Source organism: Kribbella sp. NPDC051718, from assembly GCF_040681515.1.
Classification (GTDB): domain Bacteria; phylum Actinomycetota; class Actinomycetes; order Propionibacteriales; family Kribbellaceae; genus Kribbella.
The window spans coordinates 546,846-571,105 of the sequence record NZ_JBFAYZ010000003.1; the positions used below are offsets into that span (position 1 = coordinate 546,846).

At 68.8% G+C, this 24,260-nt stretch carries 18 protein-coding genes and 1 pseudogene; 15 read left to right on the forward strand and 4 right to left on the reverse strand.

Annotation, left to right across the window (positions count from 1 at the left end; genetic code table 11):
• The first annotated feature begins 253 nt into the window (after positions 1 to 253).
• Positions 254 to 718, forward strand: a complete 465-nt coding sequence (locus AB0M15_RS14155) for a DUF3040 domain-containing protein (protein ID WP_363818439.1) — start codon at positions 254 to 256, stop codon at positions 716 to 718.
• A 281-nt stretch (positions 719 to 999) separates the two neighbouring features.
• On the opposite strand, the gene AB0M15_RS14160 is transcribed toward AB0M15_RS14155, so the two are convergent.
• From AB0M15_RS14160 to AB0M15_RS14170, 3 genes are read right to left on the reverse strand one after another with little or no spacing between them, the layout of a single operon-like run.
• Positions 1,000 to 3,354 (reverse strand): DUF3488 and transglutaminase-like domain-containing protein, encoded by a 2,355-nt coding sequence (locus AB0M15_RS14160; RefSeq protein ID WP_363817676.1) that lies wholly within the window; start codon positions 3,352 to 3,354, stop codon positions 1,000 to 1,002.
• Positions 3,351 to 4,637, reverse strand: coding sequence for a DUF58 domain-containing protein (locus AB0M15_RS14165; protein WP_363817679.1), 1,287 nt, complete (start codon positions 4,635 to 4,637; stop codon positions 3,351 to 3,353). Before AB0M15_RS14165 ends, AB0M15_RS14160 begins: the two co-directional genes overlap by 4 nt.
• Positions 4,638 to 4,640: 3 nt before the next feature.
• Complete coding sequence (locus AB0M15_RS14170; protein WP_363818441.1) at positions 4,641 to 5,594, reverse strand: MoxR family ATPase; 954 nt, start codon at positions 5,592 to 5,594, stop codon at positions 4,641 to 4,643.
• Positions 5,595 to 5,898: 304 nt separating this feature from the next.
• Between AB0M15_RS14170 and mraZ the strand changes: the two genes are divergently transcribed.
• The 13 genes and pseudogenes from mraZ to ftsZ all read left to right on the forward strand — a co-directional run.
• On the forward strand, positions 5,899 to 6,330 hold the full coding sequence (mraZ, locus tag AB0M15_RS14175; RefSeq protein ID WP_328322582.1) for a division/cell wall cluster transcriptional repressor MraZ: 432 nt from the start codon (positions 5,899 to 5,901) through the stop codon (positions 6,328 to 6,330).
• Between the two features lie 210 nt (positions 6,331 to 6,540).
• Positions 6,541 to 7,521, forward strand: coding sequence for a 16S rRNA (cytosine(1402)-N(4))-methyltransferase RsmH (rsmH, locus tag AB0M15_RS14180; protein ID WP_363817683.1), 981 nt, complete (start codon positions 6,541 to 6,543; stop codon positions 7,519 to 7,521).
• On the forward strand, positions 7,521 to 8,183 hold the full coding sequence (locus tag AB0M15_RS14185) for a hypothetical protein (RefSeq protein WP_363817686.1): 663 nt from the start codon (positions 7,521 to 7,523) through the stop codon (positions 8,181 to 8,183). The genes rsmH and AB0M15_RS14185 overlap by 1 nt, the downstream gene beginning before the upstream one ends.
• A gap of 439 nt (positions 8,184 to 8,622) precedes the next feature.
• Positions 8,623 to 10,677 carry a penicillin-binding protein 2 gene (locus AB0M15_RS14190; RefSeq protein WP_363817689.1) on the forward strand — a complete coding sequence of 685 codons (2,055 nt, stop codon included), beginning with the start codon at positions 8,623 to 8,625 and terminating at the stop codon, positions 10,675 to 10,677.
• Between the two features lie 50 nt (positions 10,678 to 10,727).
• Entirely contained in the window at positions 10,728 to 12,305 is a 1,578-nt protein-coding gene (locus tag AB0M15_RS14195) for a UDP-N-acetylmuramoyl-L-alanyl-D-glutamate--2,6-diaminopimelate ligase (RefSeq protein WP_363817692.1), read from the forward strand.
• Entirely contained in the window at positions 12,302 to 13,711 is a 1,410-nt protein-coding gene (gene murF, locus AB0M15_RS14200; RefSeq protein ID WP_363817694.1) for a UDP-N-acetylmuramoyl-tripeptide--D-alanyl-D-alanine ligase, read from the forward strand. Before AB0M15_RS14195 ends, murF begins: the two co-directional genes overlap by 4 nt.
• Complete coding sequence (mraY, locus tag AB0M15_RS14205) at positions 13,708 to 14,784, forward strand: phospho-N-acetylmuramoyl-pentapeptide-transferase (protein WP_363817696.1); 1,077 nt, start codon at positions 13,708 to 13,710, stop codon at positions 14,782 to 14,784. The genes murF and mraY overlap by 4 nt, the downstream gene beginning before the upstream one ends.
• Positions 14,781 to 16,220: a UDP-N-acetylmuramoyl-L-alanine--D-glutamate ligase gene (gene murD, locus AB0M15_RS14210; protein ID WP_363817699.1), complete on the forward strand. Its 1,440-nt coding sequence runs from the start codon at positions 14,781 to 14,783 to the stop codon at positions 16,218 to 16,220. The genes mraY and murD overlap by 4 nt, the downstream gene beginning before the upstream one ends.
• A 15-nt stretch (positions 16,221 to 16,235) precedes the next feature.
• A complete protein-coding gene (gene ftsW, locus AB0M15_RS14215) occupies positions 16,236 to 17,513 on the forward strand; it encodes a putative lipid II flippase FtsW (RefSeq protein ID WP_363817702.1) in 1,278 nt (425 codons plus the stop codon).
• A gap of 5 nt (positions 17,514 to 17,518) precedes the next feature.
• Positions 17,519 to 18,607, forward strand: coding sequence for an undecaprenyldiphospho-muramoylpentapeptide beta-N-acetylglucosaminyltransferase (gene murG, locus AB0M15_RS14220; protein ID WP_363817705.1), 1,089 nt, complete (start codon positions 17,519 to 17,521; stop codon positions 18,605 to 18,607).
• Positions 18,604 to 20,043, forward strand: a complete 1,440-nt coding sequence (gene murC / locus AB0M15_RS14225) for a UDP-N-acetylmuramate--L-alanine ligase (RefSeq protein WP_363817708.1) — start codon at positions 18,604 to 18,606, stop codon at positions 20,041 to 20,043. Before murG ends, murC begins: the two co-directional genes overlap by 4 nt.
• Before the next feature lie 21 nt (positions 20,044 to 20,064).
• Complete coding sequence (locus AB0M15_RS14230; protein WP_363817710.1) at positions 20,065 to 20,805, forward strand: FtsQ-type POTRA domain-containing protein; 741 nt, start codon at positions 20,065 to 20,067, stop codon at positions 20,803 to 20,805.
• A gap of 241 nt (positions 20,806 to 21,046) precedes the next feature.
• Positions 21,047 to 22,021: pseudogene (gene ftsZ, locus AB0M15_RS14235) on the forward strand (cell division protein FtsZ); the annotation flags it as partial.
• 604 nt (positions 22,022 to 22,625) lie between these two features.
• Here ftsZ and AB0M15_RS14240 read toward each other — a convergent pair.
• Positions 22,626 to 23,150, reverse strand: a complete 525-nt coding sequence (locus AB0M15_RS14240; RefSeq protein ID WP_363817713.1) for a metalloregulator ArsR/SmtB family transcription factor — start codon at positions 23,148 to 23,150, stop codon at positions 22,626 to 22,628.
• Positions 23,151 to 23,207: 57 nt separating this feature from the next.
• Here AB0M15_RS14240 and AB0M15_RS14245 point away from each other — a divergent pair, with 57 nt between their 5' ends.
• A complete protein-coding gene (locus AB0M15_RS14245; protein WP_363817715.1) occupies positions 23,208 to 24,182 on the forward strand; it encodes a S41 family peptidase in 975 nt (324 codons plus the stop codon).
• Positions 24,183 to 24,260: the final 78 nt, after the last annotated feature.

Consider the following 24,260-nt stretch of genomic DNA (forward strand, 5'->3'; position numbering starts at 1 on the left):
CTCCGCCGCCGCTCGCCGCTCCCAGTGGTCGGGGTGGGTCAATCGTTCGTACCAGCTGTCTGGCCAGGTGGGGAATGCCTTTCGGGGCGTCGTGGGGTGTCCGGAAGTTGATTACTTGCTGTGTCCGGATGGCGGCGACACGCCGGATGAACCTGCGCCTTGCAGCGCTGAAACCGGTGCCGGAGCAGCGGTTACCGTGCGGAGTTGCCGGACCGTGACGCGCGGGACAGGCGGTCAGGGTTTCGTGGACCGCATGGTCGGCCTAGACTGGACTCGGCCTATCGAGATCGCGCTCACCATGGAGGGATCGACGGTGCCCCTCTCGGAAGAAGAGCAGCGCCAGTTCGAGCAGCTCGAACGTGCCCTCGCTGCGGAAGACCCGAAGTTTGTTTCCGCCATGCGAGGCACCAATGTGCGCTTGTACTACAAGCGCCGGGCAGTGCTTGCCGGCGTTGGATTCGTGCTGGGCATCGTTGTACTGATGGCCGGCGCGATCATTCCCAACACCATCATCGGAGTGATCGGCTTCGTCGTGATGGTCGCCTGCCTGTACATCGCGGCGCTGAGCATGAAGCGGATCAGCAACGCGAGCGACGGCGACGACCTGCCGCCGCCTCCGCCGCAGTCCAAACGGCACCGGACCAGACACGATTCGTCCGGCAGCTTCATGGAGCGGATGGAAGACCGCTGGCGCCGCCGCCGCGACGAGGACCTCTGACCCTCTAAGCCCCTCCCAAACCACACCCGCGCCCCGCGCCGGGTGTGGTTCTGCATTCCCCAGTACTACGTAAGCAGTCCCCGGCCACCGCGGTCAGCTGACAGTTGCTGGCTGCCCGGGTTAGTTTCCACCCGCCCCCACCACCGCTGGTGGCCAGGTCCCTGCCGGGCGGGTGAAAGCAGCTGCGAAAGCAGCTGCGGTCACGCAGGCTGCTCACCACCTGCTCGCCTCACACAGCAGCGCGCCGCCGGCCCGGAGGGCTGGCGGCGCGCTGGTTGTTGTTAGCTGGCGTGGCGGCGGGGGAGTAGGGCTGAGCGGATCCGGGCCAATAGGAGGTCGAACTCGTCCAGGAGGTCGGAGGCCTCGGAGCTGCCTCGGTTCAGGTACCAGCGCCAGGAGGGCGGTAGTAGCCGGGCTCGCAAGCGGCGGAGGAGGCGGGTGTCGATCCAAAGGGCCTTGCGGACTTCTTCGGTCTCCGGGCGGAGGTCGGGGAAGACGTCGCCCAGGCCGGCGTAGCGCATCGCCTCGACTCCGCGGGCCAGCCGGAGAGCCGCAGGTTGGGTCTCCTCCGGGACCTGGGTGACCAGCCAGTCGCCCAGCTGACGTGGTGTGGCGATCTCCGACCAGTCCAGCCCGAGGTCGCGAGCCGTGTCGCGGACTTCGGCCCACAAGCCTTCGATGCCGATCCGGCTCGGCTCGCGGCTGTAGCGTCGGCGTCTGGTCAGCGTGCGGACCAGCCACGGCACACCGAGCAGCAGGATCACGGCCAGCGAGCTGCCGATGATCTTGGCGCCGCCGTTGGTGAACCAGTTACCGCCGCCGACCGGTGCGAGGCCGTTCTCGCCAGGCAGGTTGCGCTCGCCGGGCAGCCGGGGGTTCTCGGGGTCGACGGTCGAGCCCGGAGTGGTCGGCGCCGTGGTCGGCGCGGTCGTCGGGTTGCTCGGGGGGATGTTGGCCGGGTTGCTCCAGCTCGGCGTGGTCGCGGCCCGGACCGACGGCGTCGGCTCGAAGCGGACCCAGCCGGAGCCCTCGAAGTACAGCTCCGGCCACGCGTGCATGTCGTGCATCTTGACGATGTGCTGGTTGTCCTTGCCGGTCGTACCCGGCAGGAAGCCGATCCCGACCCGGGCGGGAATGCCGAGCGTGCGGGCCAGCAGCGCCATCCCGGTCGCGAACTGTTCGCAGTACCCGGTCTTGTCGGTGAAGAGGAACTTCTCCAGCGCGCGCATGCCGCTCGAGCTGTCCGTCGTAGTGCTGTAGGTGAAGTCGCTGCCGCGGAACCAGTCCTGCAGCATGGTCGCCTGCAGGTAGTGGTTGCCGTTCGCCGTGGCCGTGATCTCCTTGGCCAGCTCCGTGAACTTCGGCGGGGTCCGCGCCGGTACGTCGCTGGTGGTCTGGTCGGGCTCGCCGCCGGGGATGCTGTCGTTCAGCTCCTCCGCGGTCGGCTTCAGGTCGTACCAGCTGAGGTTGAAGTCCTGGCCGCCGACGACGCTGCCGTTGGTGGACAGCACGTCCAGCGTGCTCGCGTCGAACTTCCAGTTCTTCTTCAGCGAGATCGTCCGCAACGGATAGGGCACCGGCGCGAACTGGGACCGGAAGCTGCGGCTGACCTGGATCTTCAGCTTGTTCTCCGGGACCTTGCTCAGGTCGCCGCTGTAGCCGGGCGGTGGGCTCAACGGATCGTTGCCGATCTTCTGACCTTCACCCGTGTCGGACCGGCGCCAAGTGTTGCCGTCGAAGAGGTCCAGCGCGGTCAGCCGCAGATACACGCCCTCCGGCGGGCCGCCGGTGTAGGTCAGCGCGGTCACGTTGTCGCCGCGCTTCAGGTTCTTGCCCATGTCCAGCATGGTGTCGTTGGGGGAGACGATCGCGCCGGTACCTGTGCCGCCACCACCAGCTGCGCCGTTCCCGATCACACCCTCTGGCAGAGCAGGAATCAACGCCGGCAGCAACGCGGCCAGCGCGACCACACTCAGCCCGATCCGTCGCCCAGCCTGGCCGAGCGCGGAAGCCTCGATCGGCTCCGCCGCATCCAGGTGCGATACCCCGGAGATCCGGCGTCCCCAGCGACTGAGCCTGGTCCGCCCTTCGGCAGACAACAAGATGATGTAGCCGACGGCCGGCGGGATGAACAGCAACGCAGGCAATCCGCCGTGCACGGTCGCGGCAGGCACCGTGTACATGGTCAGCAGCAACAGACCGGCCCAAGCAGCCTGCTTGATCTGTACCGCGACCAGGTGGATCAGCAACCCCGCGAAGGCGATCACCGTCGACGCGAACAGCAGCAGGTGCCGGTCGTACGGCAGCGGCGCGCTGAACCGGTTGATCGAGTTCATCGCATCGACCATCTGGTCGTTGAAGGCCAGCACCGTGGCCTTCCACGGGATCAGGCCCCACTTCATCGTGTTGTGCAGGAACGACAGCGAGATCAGCTCGATCAGCACCAGCAGCTGCACGATCGGTACGACGATGCGCGGCGCCCGCCAGTTCTGCAGGCCGATCCCGACCGCGGTCACGATCGCGCAGAAGAAGGCGCTGATGAACAGGAACGGCCCGGAGAACACCGGCGTCAGCACCAGCGCCCCGAGCACGGTCGCCACCCACGCCGCGATCGAGATCCTCACGTGTCCGGTCATGCGATCCTTCCGCTCCGCAGTCCGAGGGTGGACCACACGGTCGGGAGATGGTCCCCGCGCTGCACTCTGGCGACCCGCCAGCCGTTGCGGCGCAGTTCGTTCTCGGTGGCATCAGTGGCCGCGGTGAGCCGGGCGGCCTTCTCGGTGCCCTCCGCGCCCACCGACCAGCTTGCCGCATCGAGCAAGAGCGCCACCCCGGTCGCCTGGGTGGTCCGCCAGCGGTTGAGCGAGGTGACGTCCTCGCTGTTGCAGGCGCCGACGATCGCGACCACCAGGCTGGGCTCCTGGATGTGCCGGTCGACCGTCAGCAGCGGACCGATCTCGGCGTACTTGTGCTCCTCCACCGTCGCGCACTCGGTCAGCAACTGCTGGCTGCTGAGCGGCTGGTGGATCGCCGTCGAGCTGCGGTGGCTGATCGCCGACAGCGTGGTCGGCCCACCGAGCAAGGTGGTGACGTAGCCGCGCCGGATCCGGTCGGTACCGACCGAGGCGGCAGCGCTCACCGCCCACTCGAGGCTGGAGGACGGCCCGTGCCCGTGGTGCGAGATGCTGCGGGCGTCCAGGAAGATCGCGCACCGGCTCTGCCAGGGCTGCTCCTCCCGGCGAACCATCATCGCGCCACGCCGCGCGGTCGAACGCCAATGCACCCGGCGCAGGTCGTCACCGTCGCGGTACTCGCGAACGGTCGCGTCCTCTTCACCCGCCGACGCGATCGCCCGAGGCCGGTTCTCGCCCGACCCCGCCCGATCAGCTCCCAGCCGTACTTCGGGAAGCTGGTAGACCCGTGGCGTCACCAGCAGGTGCTGGCTCCGGGTGAACGTCCTGCTCGTCTCGACCAGCCCGAACGGATCGGCGACCGTCAGCATCAGCGGACCGACCTGGAACAGTCCACGCACATCGGACTTCACCGGATAGGTGACCGTGCGCTTCCAGTTCGGGCTGACCCGGTCGACGACGAATCGCGGGCGGTGCCCCAGTACATAAGGAATGCGGTCCTCGAGCAGCAGCAGTCCGGCCGGCATCCGGCCCTGGTTGGACAGCGTCAACTCCACTGTCGACGGAGTGCCGACTGGCACCTGGTCCGGGGCCAAGCTGCGCCGCACCTGCAGGCGCAGCCGGGTCCGGCCGACTACTAGTGCCGCCACGAGCGGCAGCGCGACCAGCAGGATGCCGACACGCAGCAGGTCCTTCTGGCCGAGCAACAGCGCACAAAGAGAAGCAGTGATCCCGGCTGCGACGAACGCCCGCCCCCGGGTGGTCAGTCCGCGCAAAGCCTGCCGCATGTCTCAGTCCCGACGAGTGCGGGGCAGCGGCACCGAGGCCACGAGCCCGGAGATGATGTCAGCCGCCCCACGTCCACCGAGGTGGGCTTCGGCGGCCGGTAGTACTCGGTGTGCGAGAACTGGTACGGCGAGCTCCTGGATGTCGTCCGGGAGGACGAACTCGCGCGAGTCCAGCGCGGCAGCAGCCCGGGCGGCCCGGACCAGGTGCAGCGTGGCGCGCGGGCTGGCGCCCAGGCGCAGCTCCTGCGAGCGGCGGGTGGCCCCGACCAGGGCGACGGCGTACTCCTTCACTGACTCCGACACGTGCACCGAGTGCACGGTCTTCACCAGGCGGAGGATCTGCTGTCCGTCGGTCACCGGCTGCAGCGAATCCAGCGGCTCGGCGGCGGCGTGCCCGTCGAGCATCCGCAGCTCGGCGGCCGGCTCGGGGTAGCCCATCGACAGCCGGGCCATGAAGCGGTCGCGCTGTGCCTCGGGGAGGGGATAGGTCCCCTCCATCTCGATCGGGTTCTGCGTCGCGATCACCATGAACGGGGCCTCGAGCTGGTACGTCGTGGTGTCGACGGTGACCTGGCGCTCCTCCATCGACTCCAGCAGCGCGGCCTGCGTCTTCGGGGAGGCACGGTTGATCTCGTCACCGACGACGATGTTCGCGAACACCGCGCCCGGCTTGAACTCGAACTCGCGGTTCTCCTGGTTGAAGACCGACACGCCGGTGATGTCGGACGGCAACAGGTCCGGCGTGAACTGGATCCGGCGCACGGTGCAGTCGATCGATCGGGCCAGTGCCTTGGCCAGCATCGTCTTGCCGACGCCGGGCACGTCCTCGATCAGCAGGTGTCCTTCGGCGAGTAGCACGGTGACGGCTACTTCGACCACATCGGGTTTGCCTTCGATAACCGTCTCGATGGCTCGGCGGACCCGTCCCGCCACCTCTGTCAGCTCGTCGAATTCCATGGCCGAGCTGGTCGCGGTGGTGCTCACCCTGAGTCCTCCCCATTGGTTGTTGGCCGACTCATTCTGACCCGGCGTAGGGGTCGGGCCTAGATCTCCGTGCGTTTCGTTACCAGTCGTTTCGGCGTTCATCTAAATCGCCCTCACCCGTTGTTGCCGGTTCGTGACCTCCAGCGTACGGGGGAGCGAAACGGGGCGAATCTGGTTGACGGTGGGGCAAAGTGGAGTAAGGTGGAGCGCAGTGGTACTGAAATGGTGGACAACAAGCTCGACCTGAGACGGAGAGTCCGCAACGGGGAGGTGGAGCGTGTTCCTTGGAACGCACTTCCCCAAGCTCGACGACAAGGGCCGACTGTTCCTGCCGGCGAAGTTCCGCGACGAATTGGCTGAAGGCCTGGTGATCACCCGGGGACAGGAGCGGTCGCTGTCCGTGTGGCCGGAAAGCGAATTCGTGCAGATGACCGAGCAGTTGAAGCAGGCTCCGATCACCAACAAGGGTGCTCGGGACTACCTACGGATGTTGTTCGCCGGAGCCTCCAACGAGGTGCCGGACAAGCAGGGCCGGGTCACCATCCCGCCGATGCTTCGCGATTACGCAGGGCTGGATCGCGACTGTGTCGTCATCGGGGCGATGAACAGGGTGGAGATCTGGAACACGGAGAACTGGAACACGTACTCAGCGGCACAGGAGCAGGCGTTCGCCGACCTGTCCGAGGAGGTACTGCCCGGCATCTTCTGAACCAGCCCGAGGTAGCACCGGATCGTCCGGTGAGATCACGGGTCCGACTTCCGACTCGAGTGTTGGCGCCACTTCCCCGGCGCCAAGGCATCGGGTACTTCCCCGGAAGGCGAACCCGCGATCTGACCGGACGAATTCACTCCACTCTGCTCCACCACCGCCCCTTCGCACGATCGCAAGGCCGGCAGGTAAAGCTATGGAGGGGTCGAGATGGACGGTGCTGAGCGCGGAGCAGAGGGACGCCATGTCCCGGTCATGCTCGACCGCGTCGTCGCCCTGCTCGCTCCCGGCCTGCAGCACCCCGGTGCCGTCCTCGTCGACGCCACCCTCGGACTCGGCGGACACGCCGAAGCCTTCCTGCAGCGTTTCCCCGACATCCGCCTGGTCGGCCTCGACCGCGATCCCGAAGCGCTGCGGCTGACCGGCGACCGGCTCGCCCCGTACGCCGAACGCGTCACGCTGGTGCACGCCGTGTACGACGAGCTGCCCCAGGTGCTCTTCGACCTGGGCATCGCGGCGATCGACGGCATCCTGTTCGACCTCGGCGTCTCCTCCATGCAGCTCGACGAGGCCGACCGTGGCTTCGCGTACTCGCAGGACGCGCCGCTGGACATGCGGATGGACAGCACCGCGCCGACGACCGCCGCGGACATCCTCAACACCTACAGCTCGGCCGAGCTGGCCCGGATCCTGTTCCAGTACGGCGAGGAGAAGTTCTCCCGCCGGATCGCGGACCGGATCGTCAAGGCCCGTGAGACCGAGCCGTTCACGAACAGCGCCCGGCTGTCCGAGCTGGTCCGCGACGCGATCCCGCAGGCGGCCCGGCGGACCGGGGGACACCCGGCCAAGCGGACCTTCCAGGCATTGCGGATCGAGGTCAACGGGGAGCTCGAGGTACTACGTCGCGCGCTGCCCGCTGCCGTCGCATCGCTGGCGTTGCACGGGCGGATCGTGGTGATGAGCTACCAGTCGCTCGAGGACCGGATCGCCAAGCAGGTGCTGGCGGCCGGCGCGAAGAGCGACGTACCGGACGACCTGCCGGTGATCCCGGCGGGTCACGAGCCATACCTCAAGTTGCTGACGCGTGGAGCGGAGAAGCCGACGGAGGAAGAGGTCGCGGAGAACCCGAGGGCTGCATCGGCCCGGGTCCGAGCGGCGGAGCGCGTACGCGAGAAGGGGTTGGTGGCCTGATGAGCACTGTGTTCAGCCCGTCGAAGGCACGGGTCACTCCCGCGCAGCCGGTGGTCAAGCAGGAGCCGAAGCTCCGGGTCGTCTACGGAGCGCCGTTCCGGCCGCCGCGGATGCCGTTCGTCATCTTCGTGGTGGCGTTGCTCGCGGCGGGTCTGGTCGGGTTGCTGCTGCTCAACACCGAGTTGCAGCGCGGGACGTTCCAGGTGACGGCCCTGAACAACCAGGCCGATCAGCTGCGCGACCAGCAGGAGCAGCTGGAGAAGCAGGTACGCACGCTGGAGGCGCCGCAGAACCTGGCGGACCGGGCGGTGCGGATGGGCATGGTGCCGAACCCGAACCCGGTGTTCCTGCGGCTGTCCGACGGGAAGGTGCTCGGCGTACCGGCCGAGGGCAAGGCCGGTACGGCGAAGGCCATGTTCGGCCCGGCTCTGCCGGCCACCAACACGCCGGTCGTCCCGAAACCACCCGTCAAGCCACCGGTCAAGCCGGCCACCAACAAGCCGGCCACCGGCACCAAGCCACCGGCCACGGGCGCCAAGCCACCGGTGACCACCAACAAGCCACCAGTAACGGCCAACAGCACCAAGCCGCCCGCGAACAACAAGCCGGCGACCACGAACAAGCCCGCGACTACTGGGGCCGACACGACGACCGGGGGATGATCGGATGACGGAGCGACGGGGCAGCGAACCGCCACGCAAACGCGGCGGCGACCCCGGCCGGGAACCCCCGCGCCGAGCCACCCCACCGCGCCGTCGCCCCACTACAGACAGCACCGGCTCCAACACACCCCGCCCGAGCCGCACCGGCTCGGGTAAGCCCCGTGCAGGCGGAGAAGGCGCGAAGCGCCCGGACGCCGCGGAGGCGAGCCGCCGCTCAGCGGCAGGCGGCGGGCGCCGAGCCGTCGGCGGCGAGCCGCCCTCCTCCCGCTCCGCCGCAGGCGGCCGGAGGTCGCCTGCCGGCGATGGCGAGCCGGCGAAGCGGCTGCGGGCCGCTCGGGACAGCGGCGGTACGGCTGGCCGGGCAGGGCCCGGTGGGAAGGCGGCTGGACCTCGCAAGGCCACGGGAGAGCCTCGCAAGTCTGCTGCTCGGAGCGGTGAAGTGCGTCGGCCTCGGCCGGCTGCGGCTGGTGATGCGCCTCGGCGCACTGCGAAGAAGGCGGCCGCCGACGGTGGCAGGAAGGCTGCCGCGAGCGCTGGCAGGACGGCTGCCGCCGGCACTGCGAGGAAGGCTGCTGCGCGCTCAGTGGGGGCCGGGGCGGCCCGGCGTACCGGTGAGCCGCCGCGGAAGCGTCCGGCCGGTGGGGGACCGCGGAAGCGGGTGCCGCAGAATCGGCGGCCGCCGCGGAAGCCGCGGGTCAAGAAGCCGCCGCGGACGTTGAAGCTCGGTCGTCCCGCGTTGCGACTGCGGATGACTTTCGGGGTGATGGCGTTCGTGCTGTCGCTGTTCGCCGGCCGGCTGATCCTGCTGCAGGGCGTCGACCCGGACTCCTACGCGCTCGCCGCGACCAAGGAGAACACCAAGCCGTTCGTGCTGCACGCGACCCGCGGCGCGATCCTGGACCGCAACGGCGTCCCGCTGTCGGTCTCGGAGGACGCCGTCGCGATCACCGCCGACCCGAGCCAGACCGCGCCCGTGGCGGCTCAGCTGGCGAGCATCCTCACCTCGAAGATCCCCGGTACGACGTACGCGAAGTTCTACGCCGACCTCACCCTGAAGAAGCGCTACGTGCTGCTCGCGCACCAGGTCAGCCCACCGACCTGGAACCAGATCGAGGCGGAGATCAAGAAGCAGAACGCCGCGATCAGCGCGCAGAACAAAGGCAAACCGGCCGAGGCCAAGGCGCCGCTGCTGGTCGGCCTGTTCACCGAGTCGGACCCGATCCGCAGCCACCCGCTCGGCACGGTCGGCGCCAGCGTGGTCGGCGTCGTCGGCGACGAGGGCAAAGGCCTGGCGGGACTGGAGTACGGGCTGAACGACAAGCTGTCCGGCTCCGACGGCAAGGCGATGTACGAGGTCGACACCAAGGGCAACAAGATCCCGAACGCCGACCACACCGTCGAGGAGCCCAAGCCCGGCGTCAGCGCGCAGCTCACCCTGGACTCCGACCTGCAGTGGTTCGCCGAGAAGCGGATCGAGGAAGCGGTCAAGCAGTGGAAGGCCGAGTCCGGCACGGTCGTCGTGATGGACGTGAAGACCGGCGAGCTGGTGGCGATGGCCAACTACCCGGGCTACGACCCGAACAAGCCGCTCAAGGGCCAGTCGCTGAAGAACAACGCGCTGGAACAGGTCTACGAGCCGGGCAGCGTGCAGAAGGTCGTCACGATGGCCGCGCTGGCCGACGCCGGCAAGATCTCGCTCGACACCAAGCTGGAGGTGCCGGGCAGCATCACCGTGCAGCGGCGCAAGATCAAGGACCACTTCGACCACGGCGTGCTGAAGCTGACCATCGCCGGCGTGATCGCCAAGTCCTCCAACGTCGGCACCATCATCGCCTCCCGCGAGCTGCCGATCCCGCAGTTCGTGAAGTACCTGCACGACTTCGGTTTCGGCGAGCCGACCGGCCTGGGCTTCCCCGGCGAGAGCCGGGGCGTGATGCCGCAGGGCGACGAGTGGCCGGAGCTGACCCGCTCGACCGTCGCCTTCGGTCAGGGCCTGGCCGTCAACGCCGTCCAGATGACCGCCGCCGTCAACGCGGTGGCCAACGGCGGCATCTACGTACCGCCCAAGCTGGTCAAGAACTACGTCGACTCCAACGGCAACGACATCGCCAACCCGGCCGGCCCGTCCCGCCGGGTGGTGAGCGAGACCGCCGCCAAGGAGGTCGCCACGATGATGGAGTCGGTGACCGCTGACGGCGGTACCGCGCTCCAGGCGGCCATCCCCGGCTACCGCGTCGCAGGCAAGACCGGAACGGCGCAGGAGACCGGTGAGGGCTGCGAGGGCTACTGCAAGTGGGCGACCTCTTTCGCCGGATTCGCCCCGGCCGACAACCCGCGCTTCGTTACGTACGTCGTACTGCAGAACCCGACGAACGGGCGGGGCGGTGGTTTCCAGGGAGGTCCGGTGTTCCGCGACGTGATGAGCTACGCGCTCCAGAAGTACGCAGTACCGCCGACCGGCGCGAAGCAGCCCAACGTCCCGCTGACCTGGTGACGCCGGGTCAGGTAGGTGTCACCGGGCCCGGAGCGGTAACCTCTGGGCCCGTGTCCACCCCAACCGCCGCAGGCGGAGCCGTTGCCGCGATCAGGCCGCAACGGACCGTGCCGGTCGGCCTCGCCGACCTCGTCCAGACCGCCGGAGCCAGCGCTTCGACGGACCTCGCTGACGTCTCCGTGACCGGCGTGTCACTCGACTCCCGGTCGATCCATCCCGGCGACCTGTACGCCGCCCTGCCGGGGCTGGTGACCCACGGAGCCGCCTTCGCCGCCAACGCGCAGGCGGCCGGCGCGGTCGCAGTACTGACTGATCCGGCGGGGGAGGAGCGGGCGCGAGCCACTGGGTTGCCCGTGCTGGTGGTGGCCAAGCCACGTGACGTGCTCGGTGCCGTTGCCAGCCGCATCTACGGCGAGCCGACGAGCGAACTGCACCTGTTGGGGATCACGGGTACGAACGGCAAGACGACGACGAGCTTCCTGCTCGACTCGGTGCTGAAGACTCTCGGCCGTTCCGCGCTGATCGGCACGATCGAGACCCGGATCGGCGACGAGGCGGTCAAGAGCGCCCGGACGACCCCCGAGGCCACCGATCTGCAGGCGTTGTTCGCGGTGATGCGCGAGCAGGCTGTCGCGTGGTGCGCGATGGAGGTCTCCAGCCACGCGCTGGCGATGGGCCGGGTGGACGGCGCGCGGTTCGCGGTCGCCGGGTTCACCAACCTGACGCACGACCACCTGGACTTCCACAAGACTTTCGAGGAGTACTTCGCCGCGAAGGCGTCGCTCTTCACCCCCGAGCGCTGCGACCTGGCCGTGGTCAACATCGACGACGAGTACGGCCGCCGTCTCGCCGCGCAGACGGTTGTTCCACTGGTGACCGTCTCGACCACCCGCGACGCCGACTGGACCGTCGGCGGCACGCACCAGTCCGAGCACGGCACCACGGTGATCGACATCCAGGGCCCGGAGGAGGCGCTGACCGTCGAGATCGGGCTGCCCGGTGACTTCAACGTGGCGAACGCGCTGCTGGCGACGGTGATGCTGCGGCAGCTCGACGTACCGGCTGAGGCGATCGCTGCCGGGTTGCAGCACGCCGCGGTACCGGGCCGGATGGAGACCTTCAGCCGCGCCGACGGCCTGAGCGTCATCGTCGACTACGCGCACACGCCTGGCGCGGTCGAGCTCGCACTCAAGGCAGCCCGTACCGCCCCGCATTTCTTTCTGACCCCACCCCACCACCCCGGTCAGGGGGGCAAGTTGTTCGCCGTGGTCGGCTGCGGCGGCGACCGTGACCCCGGCAAGCGGCCCGCGATGGGCGCCGCGGCGGCTCGCGCGGCCGATGTCGTGATCGTCACCGATGACAACCCGCGCAGCGAGGACCCGGCGGCGATCCGTGCCGCGGCGATCGAGGGCGCTCGTGCAGCGGTCCCCGGGGTGGACCTGCAGGAGGTCGGCGACCGTCGGCAGGCGATCGCGACCGCGATCGGGCTGGCCGGACCAGGCGACACCGTGGTGGTGCTGGGCAAGGGCCACGAGACCGGCCAGGACGTCGGCGGCGTGATCCACCCGTTCGACGACCGGCAGACCGTGCGCGAGCTGATCGCGGTGACCGGAGAGGCAGCAGTGTGATCCCCCTCAGTTGTGCCCAGATCGCCGAAGCAGTGGGCGGTGAGCTGGCCGGGGTGGATCCCGCCGCGATCGTCGACGGCAGCGTCGAGCGGGATTCCCGCGCAATCACCGCGGGCGGGCTCTTCCTCGCGTTCGCCGGCGAGAACGTCGACGGACACGATTTCGTCCCGGCGGTGACCGCTGCCGGCGCGACCGTCTCGATCACCACCCGGCCGGTCGAGGGCAGCCCGTGCATCGTCGTCGCCGACGTACAGACGGCGGTTGGCGAGCTTGCGAAGTACGTCATCGCGCAGCTGCCCGACCTGACCGTGATCGGCCTGACCGGTTCGCAGGGCAAGACCAGCACCAAGGACCTGATCTCCCAGCTGCTCGCACCGTACGGCCCGACGGTGGCCGCGGTCGGCTCGATGAACAACGAGATCGGCCACCCGCTGACCTCGCTCAAGGCGGATCCGGCCACCCGCTTCCTGGTCGCGGAGATGGGCGCCCGGCACGTCGGCGACATCACCTACCTGTGCCGGATCACACCGCCGAAGGTCGGGCTGGTGCTGAACGTCGGCCACTCGCACATCGGTGAGTTCGGCAGTCAGGACGCGATCGCCGTCGCCAAGGGCGAGATGATCGAGGCCGTACTTCCGGGCGGAACCGCCGTACTCAACGCAGACGACCCACGCGTCGCCGCGATGGCCGGCCGGACGAGCGAGAAGGTCGTCCTGTGGGGCGACGCTCCCGAGGCAACCGTTCGAGCCGAAAACATCAACCTCGACTCGTTGGGCCGAGCAGCCTTCACGCTCCACATCGGCGGCGAGGAGCACGCGGTACAGCTCCAGGTCGTGGGAGAGCACCAAGTCGCCAACGCGCTCGCCGCGGCAGCCGCAGTACAGGCTGTCGGGCTGACGCCGGCACAGATCGCCGAGGGGCTGAGCACCGCCATGGCTGCCTCGAAGTGGCGGATGGAGGTGACCGAGCGCGCGGACGGCGTGACGGTCATCAACGACGCCTACAACGCCAATCCGGAGTCCATGCGGGCCGCGCTCAAGGCGCTGGTCGCGATCGGCCGGAGCCGCTCGGCCCAGACCGGGGCCGGCCGGACCTGGGCGGTCCTGGGCCCGATGGGCGAGTTGGGCGACAGCCACACCGAGGAGCACGACGCGATCGGCCGGCTGGCCGTCCGGCTGGACGTGCAGCGGCTGGTCGTCGTCGGTGAGGGGGCCCGCCCGATCCACCTCGGCGCCTCGCTGGAAGGATCCTGGGGCAACGAGTCGGCGTACGTCGACAGCATGGACGAAGCACTCGAGTTGCTTCGCAAGGAATTGCAGCAGGGAGACGTGGTGCTGGTGAAGGCGTCCCGATTCGTCGGGCTGGACCGGCTGGCGACCGCCCTGCTCGAGGAGGCTTCGCAGTGATCTCGATCCTGTTGGCCGGTGCCATCTCGATGGTACTGACGCTGCTCGGCACCCGATGGGCGATCAGCATCCTGAAGCGTCGTGGCTACGGCCAGGAGATCCGCGACGACGGCCCGACCTCGCACCACACCAAGCGCGGCACCCCGACGATGGGCGGCACCGTCTTCATCACCGCGACCATCATCGGGTACTTCGCGGCGAAGATCCTGACTCAGCGGCCGCCCAGTGCCTCGGCGGTGCTGCTGCTGTTCCTGTTCGCCGGGATGGGCGCGGTCGGCTTCCTGGACGACTTCATCAAGATCGTCCGGCAGCGCAGCCTGGGCCTGCGCAGCAAGGCGAAACTGGCCGGCCAGACGATCGTCGCGGTGGCCTTCGCGGTGCTGGCGCTGCAGTTCCCCGACGAGCGCGGGCAGCGGCCCGCCTCGCCGTTCATCTCGTTCATCCGCGACATCGAGTGGCTGCATCTGGTACCGGTCCTGGTGGTGGTCTGGATCCTGCTGCTGCTGGCCGGCATGTCGAACGGCGTCAACCTCGCCGACGGCCTGGACGGTCTGGCCACCGGCGCTTCGATGATGGTGTTCGGCGCCTACACGCTGATCTGTGTGTGGCAGTCCAACCAGAGCTGCAAGACGATGGCCGAGGCGCGCTGTTACGAGGTACGGGATCCACTCGACCTCGCGGTCGTCGCGGCCGCCCTCACCGGCGCGTTGTTCGGGTTCCTGTGGTGGAACGCGTCGCCGGCCAAGATCTTCATGGGTGACACCGGTTCGCTGTCGCTGGGCGGCGCGGTGGCGGGTTTCGCGGTACTGACCCGGACCGAGCTGCTCGTGTTGGTACTCGGCGGTCTGTTCGTGATCATCACCGCCTCGGTGATTCTGCAGGTCAGTTACTTCAAGCTCACCAAACGGCTCTACGGGGTCGGCAGACGGATCTTCCGGATCGCGCCCCTGCAACACCACTTCGAGATGCTCGGCTGGGAACAGGTGAACGTGGTGATCCGGTTCTGGATCATCTCCGGCCTGTGCGTCGCGATGGGTCTCGGCTTGTTCTATGCGGAATGGGTGGCCGGATGAGCCTCACGACACGGACCGACGACGGCTGGGCGACGACGCGGTTCGTCGTACTGGGCTTCGGTACGGCCGGTTACGCCTGTGCCGACTCGTTGCTGCAGGCGGGTGCCGAGCACGTCACCGTGCTGGACGATCGCGACAACGAGGCACTGCGCGAGAAGGCGCTGATCCTCGAGACGCTCGGCGCCGACATCAACCTCGGCGAGGGCAGTACTGCGGGACTTCCGGCGGATGTCGAGGTCGTCGTCACGTCGCCCGGCATCCCGCCACACGCGCCGCTGCTCGCGACGGCCGTCGAGCGGGGGATCCCGGTCTGGAGTGAGATCGAGCTCGCCTGGCGCCTGCGCGACCCTGCCAACGCGGCGCCGTGGCTGTGCATCACCGGTACCAACGGCAAGACCACCACGGTCCAGATGCTGACCTCGATCCTGACCGCGGCCGGCCACCGGGCAGTTGCCGCGGGCAACGTCGGGCTGCCGCTGCTGGAAGCCGTGATGGACCCCGAGCCGTACGACGTGATCGCCGTCGAACTGTCCAGCTACCAGTTGCACTTCACCGACTCGATGTCGGCGCACTCGGCCGCGATCCTGAACATCGCGCCCGACCACGTCGACTGGCACGGCTCGATGGACGCCTACGCCGCCGCGAAGGGCAAGATCTACGAGAACTGCCAGGTCGCCTGCGTCTACAACGTCGCCGACCCCGCGACCGAGCAGCTTGTCGAGGAAGCCGACGTGATCGAGGGCTGCCGCGCGATCGGCTTCACCCTCGGTACGCCGGCGATCTCGATGCTCGGCCTGGTCGACGACCTGTTGGTCGACCGGGCCTTCGTCGAACAGCGAGCCAGCTCCGCGCTCGAGATCGCCGGCCTGGCCGACATCACGCCCGCCGCACCGCACAACGTCGCGAACGCGCTGGCGGCCGCCGCGTTGGCGCGAGCTTTCGGCGTACCGGCGTCAGCCGTCCGTGACGGGTTGCGGGTGTTCCGCCCGGACGCGCACCGGATCGCGACCGTCGGCGAGGTTGCCGGGGTCAACTACATCGACGACTCCAAGGCGACCAACCCGCACGCAGCCCAGGCCTCGCTGCTGGCCTACGACCCGGTCGTCTGGATCGCCGGCGGACAGGCGAAGGGTGCGACCTTCGACGAGCTGGTGATCGCTGCCAGGGAACGGTTGCGCGGCGTCGTACTGCTCGGCCAGGACAAGGCTGTGATCGCCGAAGCACTTGCCCGACACGCGCCGGATGTCCCGGTGATCATCGTGGAGGCAACGGACACTGGAGCCATGGAGATCGTGGTGGGGGAGGCGACGAAGCTGGCGCAGGTGGGGGACACCGTGCTGCTCGCGCCCGGCTGCGCTTCTTGGGACATGTTCGCCAACTATGGAGCCCGCGGAGACGCCTTCGCCGAAGCCGTACTGCGGCTGGGCGACAACTGATCCGGAGGTGATCGGGTGACGATCACGGATCAGTCCAAGAGCAAGAACAGCGAGGCGGCCGAGCGGCCCTGGCTGGCGGCGGTCAAGGACGTCCTGGACCGGCCGCTCACGTCGTACCACATCCTGCTCGGCGCCAGCGGTCTGCTGCTGGTGCTCGGGATCCTGATGGTGCTGTCGGCGTCCAGCGTCCAGTCGCTGCGGACCACCGGGAACAGCTACACGATCTTCTACCGGCAGCTGATCTGGGTCGGCGTCGGTCTCCCGATGGCCTATGTCGCGTCGCGGATGACGCCCCGGCACTTCCGGATGCTCGCGTACGTCGCGCTGCTGGGCTCGGTCTTCCTGCTTGTCCTGACCTACATCCCGGGCATCGGCAAGGAGGTCAACGGCAACACGAACTGGGTCAGCTTCGGTGGGCCGTTGCAGATCCAGCCGAGTGAGTTCGCCAAGCTGGCGCTGGTCATGTGGTGCGCGGATCTGTACGCCCGCAAGCAGAAGCTGCTGACCCAGTGGAAGCACCTGCTGGTGCCGATGGTGCCGGTCTGCGGCCTGGTGATCGCGCTGATCGTCGGCCAGCACGACCTCGGCACGTCGCTGGTCCTGATGGCCGTGATGATCGGGATGATCTGGGTGGTCGGCGCGCCGACCAGGCTGTTCGTGGCGATGATGGCGATCGTCGGCTCGATCGCGGCGTTCTTCGTCAGCCAGGAGAGCTACCGGATGAAGCGGGTCACCCAGTTCATGGACCCGTTCGCGGATCCGAGCAACGTGGGCTGGCAGGCGTACCACGCCTTCTACGCGCTCTCCACCGGTGGCTGGTGGGGGGTCGGGATCGGCAACAGCCGGCAGAAGTGGGGCAACCTGCCCGAGGCCCACACCGACTTCATCTTCGCCGTGATCGGCGAGGAGCTGGGCCTGATCGGTTCACTCACCGTGCTCGCGCTGTTCCTCGCGGTCGCCTACGCCGGGGTCCGGATCGCCACCCGGAACACCGACCCGTTCGTGCGCTACGCGAGTGCCGGGATCACCGTCTGGCTGCTCGCCCAGACCCTGGTCAACCTGGGTGCCGTGATCGGTTTGCTACCCATCGTGGGTATCCCGCTGCCGCTTTTGTCGTACGGTGGGTCCGCACTGCTGCCGTCGCTGATCGCGATCGGCATGTTGCTGTCCTTCGCGAAGGCCGAACCCGGCGCGCAGGCCGCCCTCAAGGAGATCCGGCGGCCCCGGTTCGGGTGGATGTCTTCGTGGCGCACACCTGGCCGTACTGGCCGTGAGAACACGCGGGAGCGTTGAAAGCTGTGCCGAGCATCGTCCTGGCCGGTGGTGGTACCGCCGGCCATACTTCCCCCCTGATCGCTACCGCCGACGCCTTGCGCCGGATAGACCCGACGATCGAGATCATCGCGCTCGGGACCGAGCGCGGACTCGAGGTCCGGGTCGTGCCCGAGGCCGGGTACCGGCTCGAACTGATTCCCCCCGTCCCGTTGCCGCGCAAGCCCACGCCGGCCCTGTTCGCCGTACCGGGCAAGATGCTCAGCTCGGTCAGCGCGGCCCGCAAGGTACTCGACGAGGCCAAGGCGGACGTACTGGTCGGCTTCGGCGGGTACGTGTCCACCCCGGCGTACGTCGCGGCCTGGCGCCGCAAGACGCCGATCGTCGTGCACGAGGGCAACGCGACCCCGGGCATCGCGAACAAGTTCGCCGCCCGGTATTGCACCGAGACGGTGATCACCTCCTTCCCCGGTACCGACCTGCCGCACGCCCAGTACGTCGGGCTGCCGATCCGCCGGGCCATCTCCACGCTCGACCGGGCCGCGCTGCGGGCCGAGGCGCGCGAGTTCTTCGGGCTCGACCCGGACGCGCCGACCGTCTTCATCACCGGTGGCTCGCAGGGCGCCCGGCAGCTGAACGAGGCGTTCGGCGGCGCTGCGGCCGACCTGCTCGCCGCCGGAGTCCAGGTGATCCACGCGATCGGCTCGAAGAACAGCCTCGAGGTCGCCCAGACCGGGCCGTATCCGTACCGGGTGCTCAACTACATCGACCGGATGGACTACGCCTACGCGGCCGCCGACCTGGTCGTCTGCCGCTCGGGAGCGAACGCGGTCACCGAGGCGTCGGGCGTCGGCCTGCCGGCGATCTACGTTCCGTTGCCGCACGGTAACGGTGAGCAGCGCCAGAACGCCAAGGCCGTGGTCGAGGCGGGCGGCGGTCTGCTGGTGGACAACGCCGAGGTCACTCCGGACTGGGTCCGCGCGACGGTTCCGCAACTTCTGCACGACCGCGAGCGTCTGACAGCCATGTCCAACGCAGCCAAGGGTCTGATCAAGCTGGACGCCGACGACCGGTTGGCGCAGATCATCCTCGATGTGGTGAGGTCTTCCTCGTGATCGTCACCGCACCTGACAGCCATCTGCCCGCCGAGAAGCTCGGCCGGGTGCACTTCATCGGGATCGGCGGCGCCGGGATGTCCGGGATCGCCCGGATCATGGCGGCCCGCGGTATCGAGGTCTCCGGTTCGGACGGCAAGGACAGCAAGGTGCTCGGCGCCCTGCGGGCCCTCGGCGCGACCTGCTGGGTCGGCCACGCCGCCGAGCACGTCGCCGAGGTGGACACCGTCGTCGTCTCCACCGCGATCCGCGAGAACAACCCCGAGGTCGTCGCCGCGCGCGCCGCGGGGATCCCGATCCTGCCGCGAGCGGCCGCGCTGGCCTCCGTCATGGTCGGCCGGCGGACGATCGCCGTCGCCGGTACGCACGGCAAGACGACCACCACGTCGATGCTGACGGTCGCGTTGCAGCACTGTGCGGCGGACCCGTCGTACGCGATCGGCGGGAACCTGAACGAGTCCGGCTCGAACGCCCACGACGGCAGCGGCGACCTGTTCGTCGCGGAGGCCGACGAGTCCGACAAGTCCTTCCTGACCTACAGCCCCGAGGTGTCGATCGTCACCTCGGTCGAGCCCGATCACCTGGACAACTACGGCGACGAGGCCAGCTACCGGCTCGCCTTCGAGCAGTTCTGCGATCGCGTCCTGCCCGGCGGCTTCATGGTCGTCTGCTACGACGACGCCGGTGCGCGGGAGCTGGTCGAGTTCGCCCGCGCCAAGGGGATCGACGTCCGGACGTACGGGGAATCGCCCGATGCGGACACCCAGGTCACCGAGCTCGTTGCGAGCGGATCGACGCAGTCGTACGTGCCGGTGTTCCACGGCCGCAAGCTGCCGGCGGTGAACCTGCAGCAGGCCGGCAAGCACAACGCGCTGAACTCGGCGGCGGCGCTGACCGTCGGACTCGGGCTCGGCTTCTCCGCCGCGGACCTGGCCGAAGGGCTCGGTGCCTTCACCGGGACCGGCCGCCGGTTCGAGTTCAAGGGTCTGGAGGACGGCGTCCGGGTCTTCGACTCGTACGCCCATCACCCGACCGAGGTCGCGGTCGACCTGGCCGCGGCTCGCACGGTGGCGGGGGAGGGGCGCGTGATCGTCTGCTTCCAGCCGCACCTGTTCAGCCGCACCCGGATCTTCGCCACCGATTTCGCCGACGCGCTCGCGCTGGCCGACGAGGTGGTCGTGATGGACATCTTCGCGGCCCGCGAAGATCCCGAGCCCGGGATCACCGGCGCGCTGATCGCCCATCAGGTGCCGCTGAAGCCCGATCAGGTCCACTTCGAGCAGTCCTGGTCCGCGGTGCCGCAACTGATCGCGGACCTCGCCGAGCCGGGTGACCTGGTGGTCACCGCAGGTGCCGGTGACGTGACGCTGATCGGTCCCGAGGTGCTCGGCCTGCTGGCCGAGCGGGCCGCGCTGACGGCGGCGGCCGCGGAGTGAGTTCGCGGATGCGGTGGTGAGATGAGTCAGAGCACTGACCTTGCCCGGGCACAGGAGCGGTTCGCGCGCCGGCAGCGGTTGGTGCGCTGGCGTGGCTGGCTGCCCTGGGCCGCCGGCGGCCTGGTCGTCCTGGTGGCCGGGTTCATCGCCTGGTTGTTCTACTTCTCGTCAGTGCTCGCGGTCTCCGGGGTGAAGGTGGCCGGCGCCGATACGGTGCCGGTGGCAACTATCACCCAGGTCGCCGCGGCACCGCTGGGTACGCCGCTGGCCAAGGTCGACCTGACCGCGATCGCGGACCGGGTGCGGACGATCCAGTCGGTGGCGGATGCCCAGGTGACCAGGGCCTGGCCGAACCAGCTCAAGATCGTCGTGACCGAGCGAGTACCGGTAGTGGTCGTCACCGACGGCAGCAACTTCGAGCTGGTCGATGCGACCGGGGTGGCCTTCAAGACGGTGCCGGCCCGGCCGGTGGATCTGCCCGAGGCGCTGGTGGTCGGGACGCGGCGGGAAGTCACGATCAGTTCGGTGGTGAAGGTTTCGGCGGCTCTGCCGGAGGCGCTGCGGGCGCAGGTGAAGTCGATCTCGGCCGCTTCGCCGGACTCGATCACCCTCAACCTCGGCTCCACGGTGAAGGTGGTCTGGGGCAGTGCCGATGACAGCGAGCGCAAGGCCGAAGTACTCAGCGTGCTGATGAAGCGGGACGCGACGGTCTACGACGTCTCGGCGCCCGATCTCCCTGTCACCAAAGGGGAAAAGAAGTGACCGTGCCCACATCGGGCACACATCGTGGTACCGGCGGCGAGGCGCGTGGACATTGCCGGAGCGTCTCCCGTAGCGTTCGAAGGAATCTAGGGTTGACAGAACTCTAATCATGTACTTGAGGTAAAGGCCCTTTTGAGACAGTGCAGTCGCCAGCCGGAACGACCGGCGGGCGGAAGGGGCCCAGGCAGGCGCAGCTCGGACGGCCAACTGGCCATAACGGGAACAGAACGAGGCGAGAGGCGCGGACGTGGCGGCACCGCAGAACTATTTGGCACTCATCAAGGTCGTCGGCATCGGCGGAGGCGGCGTCAACGCCGTCAACCGGATGATCGAGCACGGTCTGAAGGGCGTTGAGTTCATCGCCATCAACACGGACGCCCAGGCGCTGTTGATGAGCGACGCGGACGTCAAGCTCGACATCGGCCGGGAGGAGACCCGGGGCCTCGGCGCCGGCGCGAACCCGGCGATCGGGCAGAAGGCCGCCGAGGACCACGCGGAGGAGATCGAGGAGGCGCTCAAGGGCGCCGACATGGTCTTCGTCACCGCGGGTGAGGGCGGTGGCACCGGCACCGGCGGCGCGCCGGTGGTGTCGCGGATCGCGCGCTCCCTCGGGGCGCTGACGATCGGTGTGGTGACCCGGCCGTTCTCCTTCGAGGGCAAGCGGCGTGCGACCCAGGCGGAGGACGGCATCGCCGCGCTCCGTGAAGAGGTCGACACGCTGATAGTCATTCCGAATGACCGCCTCCTCACCATCTCAGACCGCGCCGTCTCCGTCCTGGACGCCTTCAAGCAGGCCGACCAGGTGCTGCTGCAGGGTGTCTCCGGCATCACCGACCTGATCACCACCCCCGGCCTGATCAACGTGGACTTCGCCGACGTCAAGGCGGTCATGTCGAACGCCGGCTCGGCGCTGATGGGCATCGGCTCGTCCCGCGGCGAGGACCGCGCGGTGGCGGCAGCCGAGGCGGCCATCTCGTCTCCGTTGCTGGAGGCAAGCATCGAGGGCGCGCACGGCGTGCTGCTGTCGATCGCCGGCGGCTCCGACCTGGGGCTGTTCGAGATCAACGAGGCGGCCCAGCTGGTCTCGGAGTCGGCGCACACCGACGCGAACATCATCTTCGGCGCGGTGATCGACGACGCGCTCGGCGACGAGGTCCGGGTGACCGTGATCGCGGCCGGCTTCGACGGCGGGATGCCGAAGCGCCGCGAGCAGGCGATGAGCCAGGCCCGCCCGCAGAACAAGCTGCCCGCCGCCGGTGGAGACGTCGCGACGCAAGGCGTCCCGCGGGCGTCCCAGGCCGAAGCGCAGGCTCAGGCCCAGCAGCAGCCGCCGGCTCCGGCCACGCAGCAGGCTGCTCCTGCCCAGCCGCCGGTCAACCAGCCTCCGCCGTACGGGACGCCCCCGGCCAGCACGCAGACGCAGCCCGCCGATTCGACTCCTCCTGCCCAGAGTGCGCCGGCGTACCAGCCTCCGGCGGGGACGCCGACCGATGACACGGTCCCGGTGCCCAACACGGACCAGCAGCGCGGTACTACGCACTCGGCGCGCCCGCAGGCCGGCGAGCCGGTCCGTACTGCGCAGCCGACCTCCCAGCCGTCGAACCAGCCACCGGTTCCGCACACTCCCGCGGCACCGACCCAGCACAGCTGGCCGACCACCGGGCCGTCGAACTCACCGTCTTCCCAGCCGGCTCCGCAGCGTCAGCCGCGCAAGCCGGACAACGACGAGGACGACCTCGACATCCCGGACTTCCTGAAGTAGCTCGACAGCTCGACGTGCACCGGGTCGGTGCCGGCGACCAGCCGGCGCCGGCCCGGTTTCAGTTGGGCGGCGTCGGTTCGGATTGCTGGGGACGGTAGACCGAGACGACCACGCCGTAGCGGGCCGCCCCGGGGCCCGCGTCCACCAGTTCGTGGACCATGTTCGACAGGCGGGTCTGGAGCTCCTCGGCCTGCGCTTCGGTCAGCCGGATGTTGCGCAGGTTGAGCATCGGCTGCCCGGTCGACGACTGCAGGTCGGCCGCTGCCGCTTGCAGGGCGATCGCCGAGCTCGCCCGCTCGCCTTCGCCGGTGAAGTCGAACAGCTTCGCCGTCCGGCGGTAGTACTGCTCCGTCCCGCCGCGCACCTGGCGGGTCTCCACGACCCGAACCATGCCGGCGTCTCGCAGGACGCCGAGATGGTGGGAGACGTTGCCCTTCGCAGTGCCGAGTGAGGTCGCGAGCTGGCTGATCGTCGCCGCCTCCTGCCCGAGCGCGAACAGCAACCTGTGCCGCAGCGGATGCCCCAGGGCCTTGAACTGCTCGGCGGTGGAGATCTCCAGCCGGTCCGCCATCTCGTCGGTCATGAATCAAGCGTCAAGGGTTCTTGACGCTTTGTCAATTCCGGTGCTTGAATCCTCGGCATGCGCACAGACGAGATTTCCGAACTGATCGACCGGCTCGCGACCCTGGTCAGCGAGCTCTATGTCTTCCCCGAGGTCGGGGCCGAGATCGCGACCCGCCTGAAAGCGGCCGCCGCGGACGGGCGGTACGACGCACTGGCCGAGCCCGAGGAGCTGGCGGCCCTGGTGACGGCCGATCTGCAGGAGGGCAACCAGGATCGCCACCTGCGGCTGAAGTTCCATGTCGACGAGGTGGTCGACGAGACCGATCCGGTCGCCGAGGACGAGGCATGGCGGCGACATGCCGAGCTGACGGCGGGCGGGATGGCCCGGGTGGAGCGGCTGGCCGGCAACATTGGTCTACTCGAGATCCGTCCGTTGATCTTCGATCCCACTCATGCCGGCGCGGCCGTGAGTGCCGCCATGTCGTTGCTGTCAGCAACGGATGCGCTGGTGATCGACCTGCGTGGCTGTCTGGGTGGTTCGCCCGACATGGTGACGTTCCTGTGCAGCCACCTGTTCGAAGGCGAACCGGTGCACCTGAACGATCTGGTCACTCCCGCCGACGGTACGGTCCGCCAGTTCTGGACCATTCCGCACCTGCCCGGCCCGCGCTTCGGCGGTACCAAACCGGTCTGGGTGCTGACCAGCTCGACCACCTTCTCGGCCGCCGAAGAACTCACCTACGACCTCCAGCAACTCGGCCGCGCCACCGTCGTCGGCGAGCGAACCGGCGGCGGCGCCCACCCCCGCGACGGCTTCAAACTCCACCCCCACCTCGAAGCCACCATCCCGATCAAACGCGCCCTCAACCCCGTCTCCCAGGCCAACTGGGAGGGCGTAGGCGTCATCCCCGACGTAGAAGTCACCGCCCCCGACGCCTTCCAAGAGGCCTACCGCAGAGCCCTCGACCACGTCCTCACGTTGGCTGCCGATCCAGCACGTCGCGCCCTCACCGAGGAAGCAGACGCAGCGCGCCAACTGGTGCGACCTTGAACACCAACTGGTGACCTCGGACACGCTATTTCGTGTTCAAGGTCACCGCTTGGTGTCCCAAGACACCGCTTCCGCTCC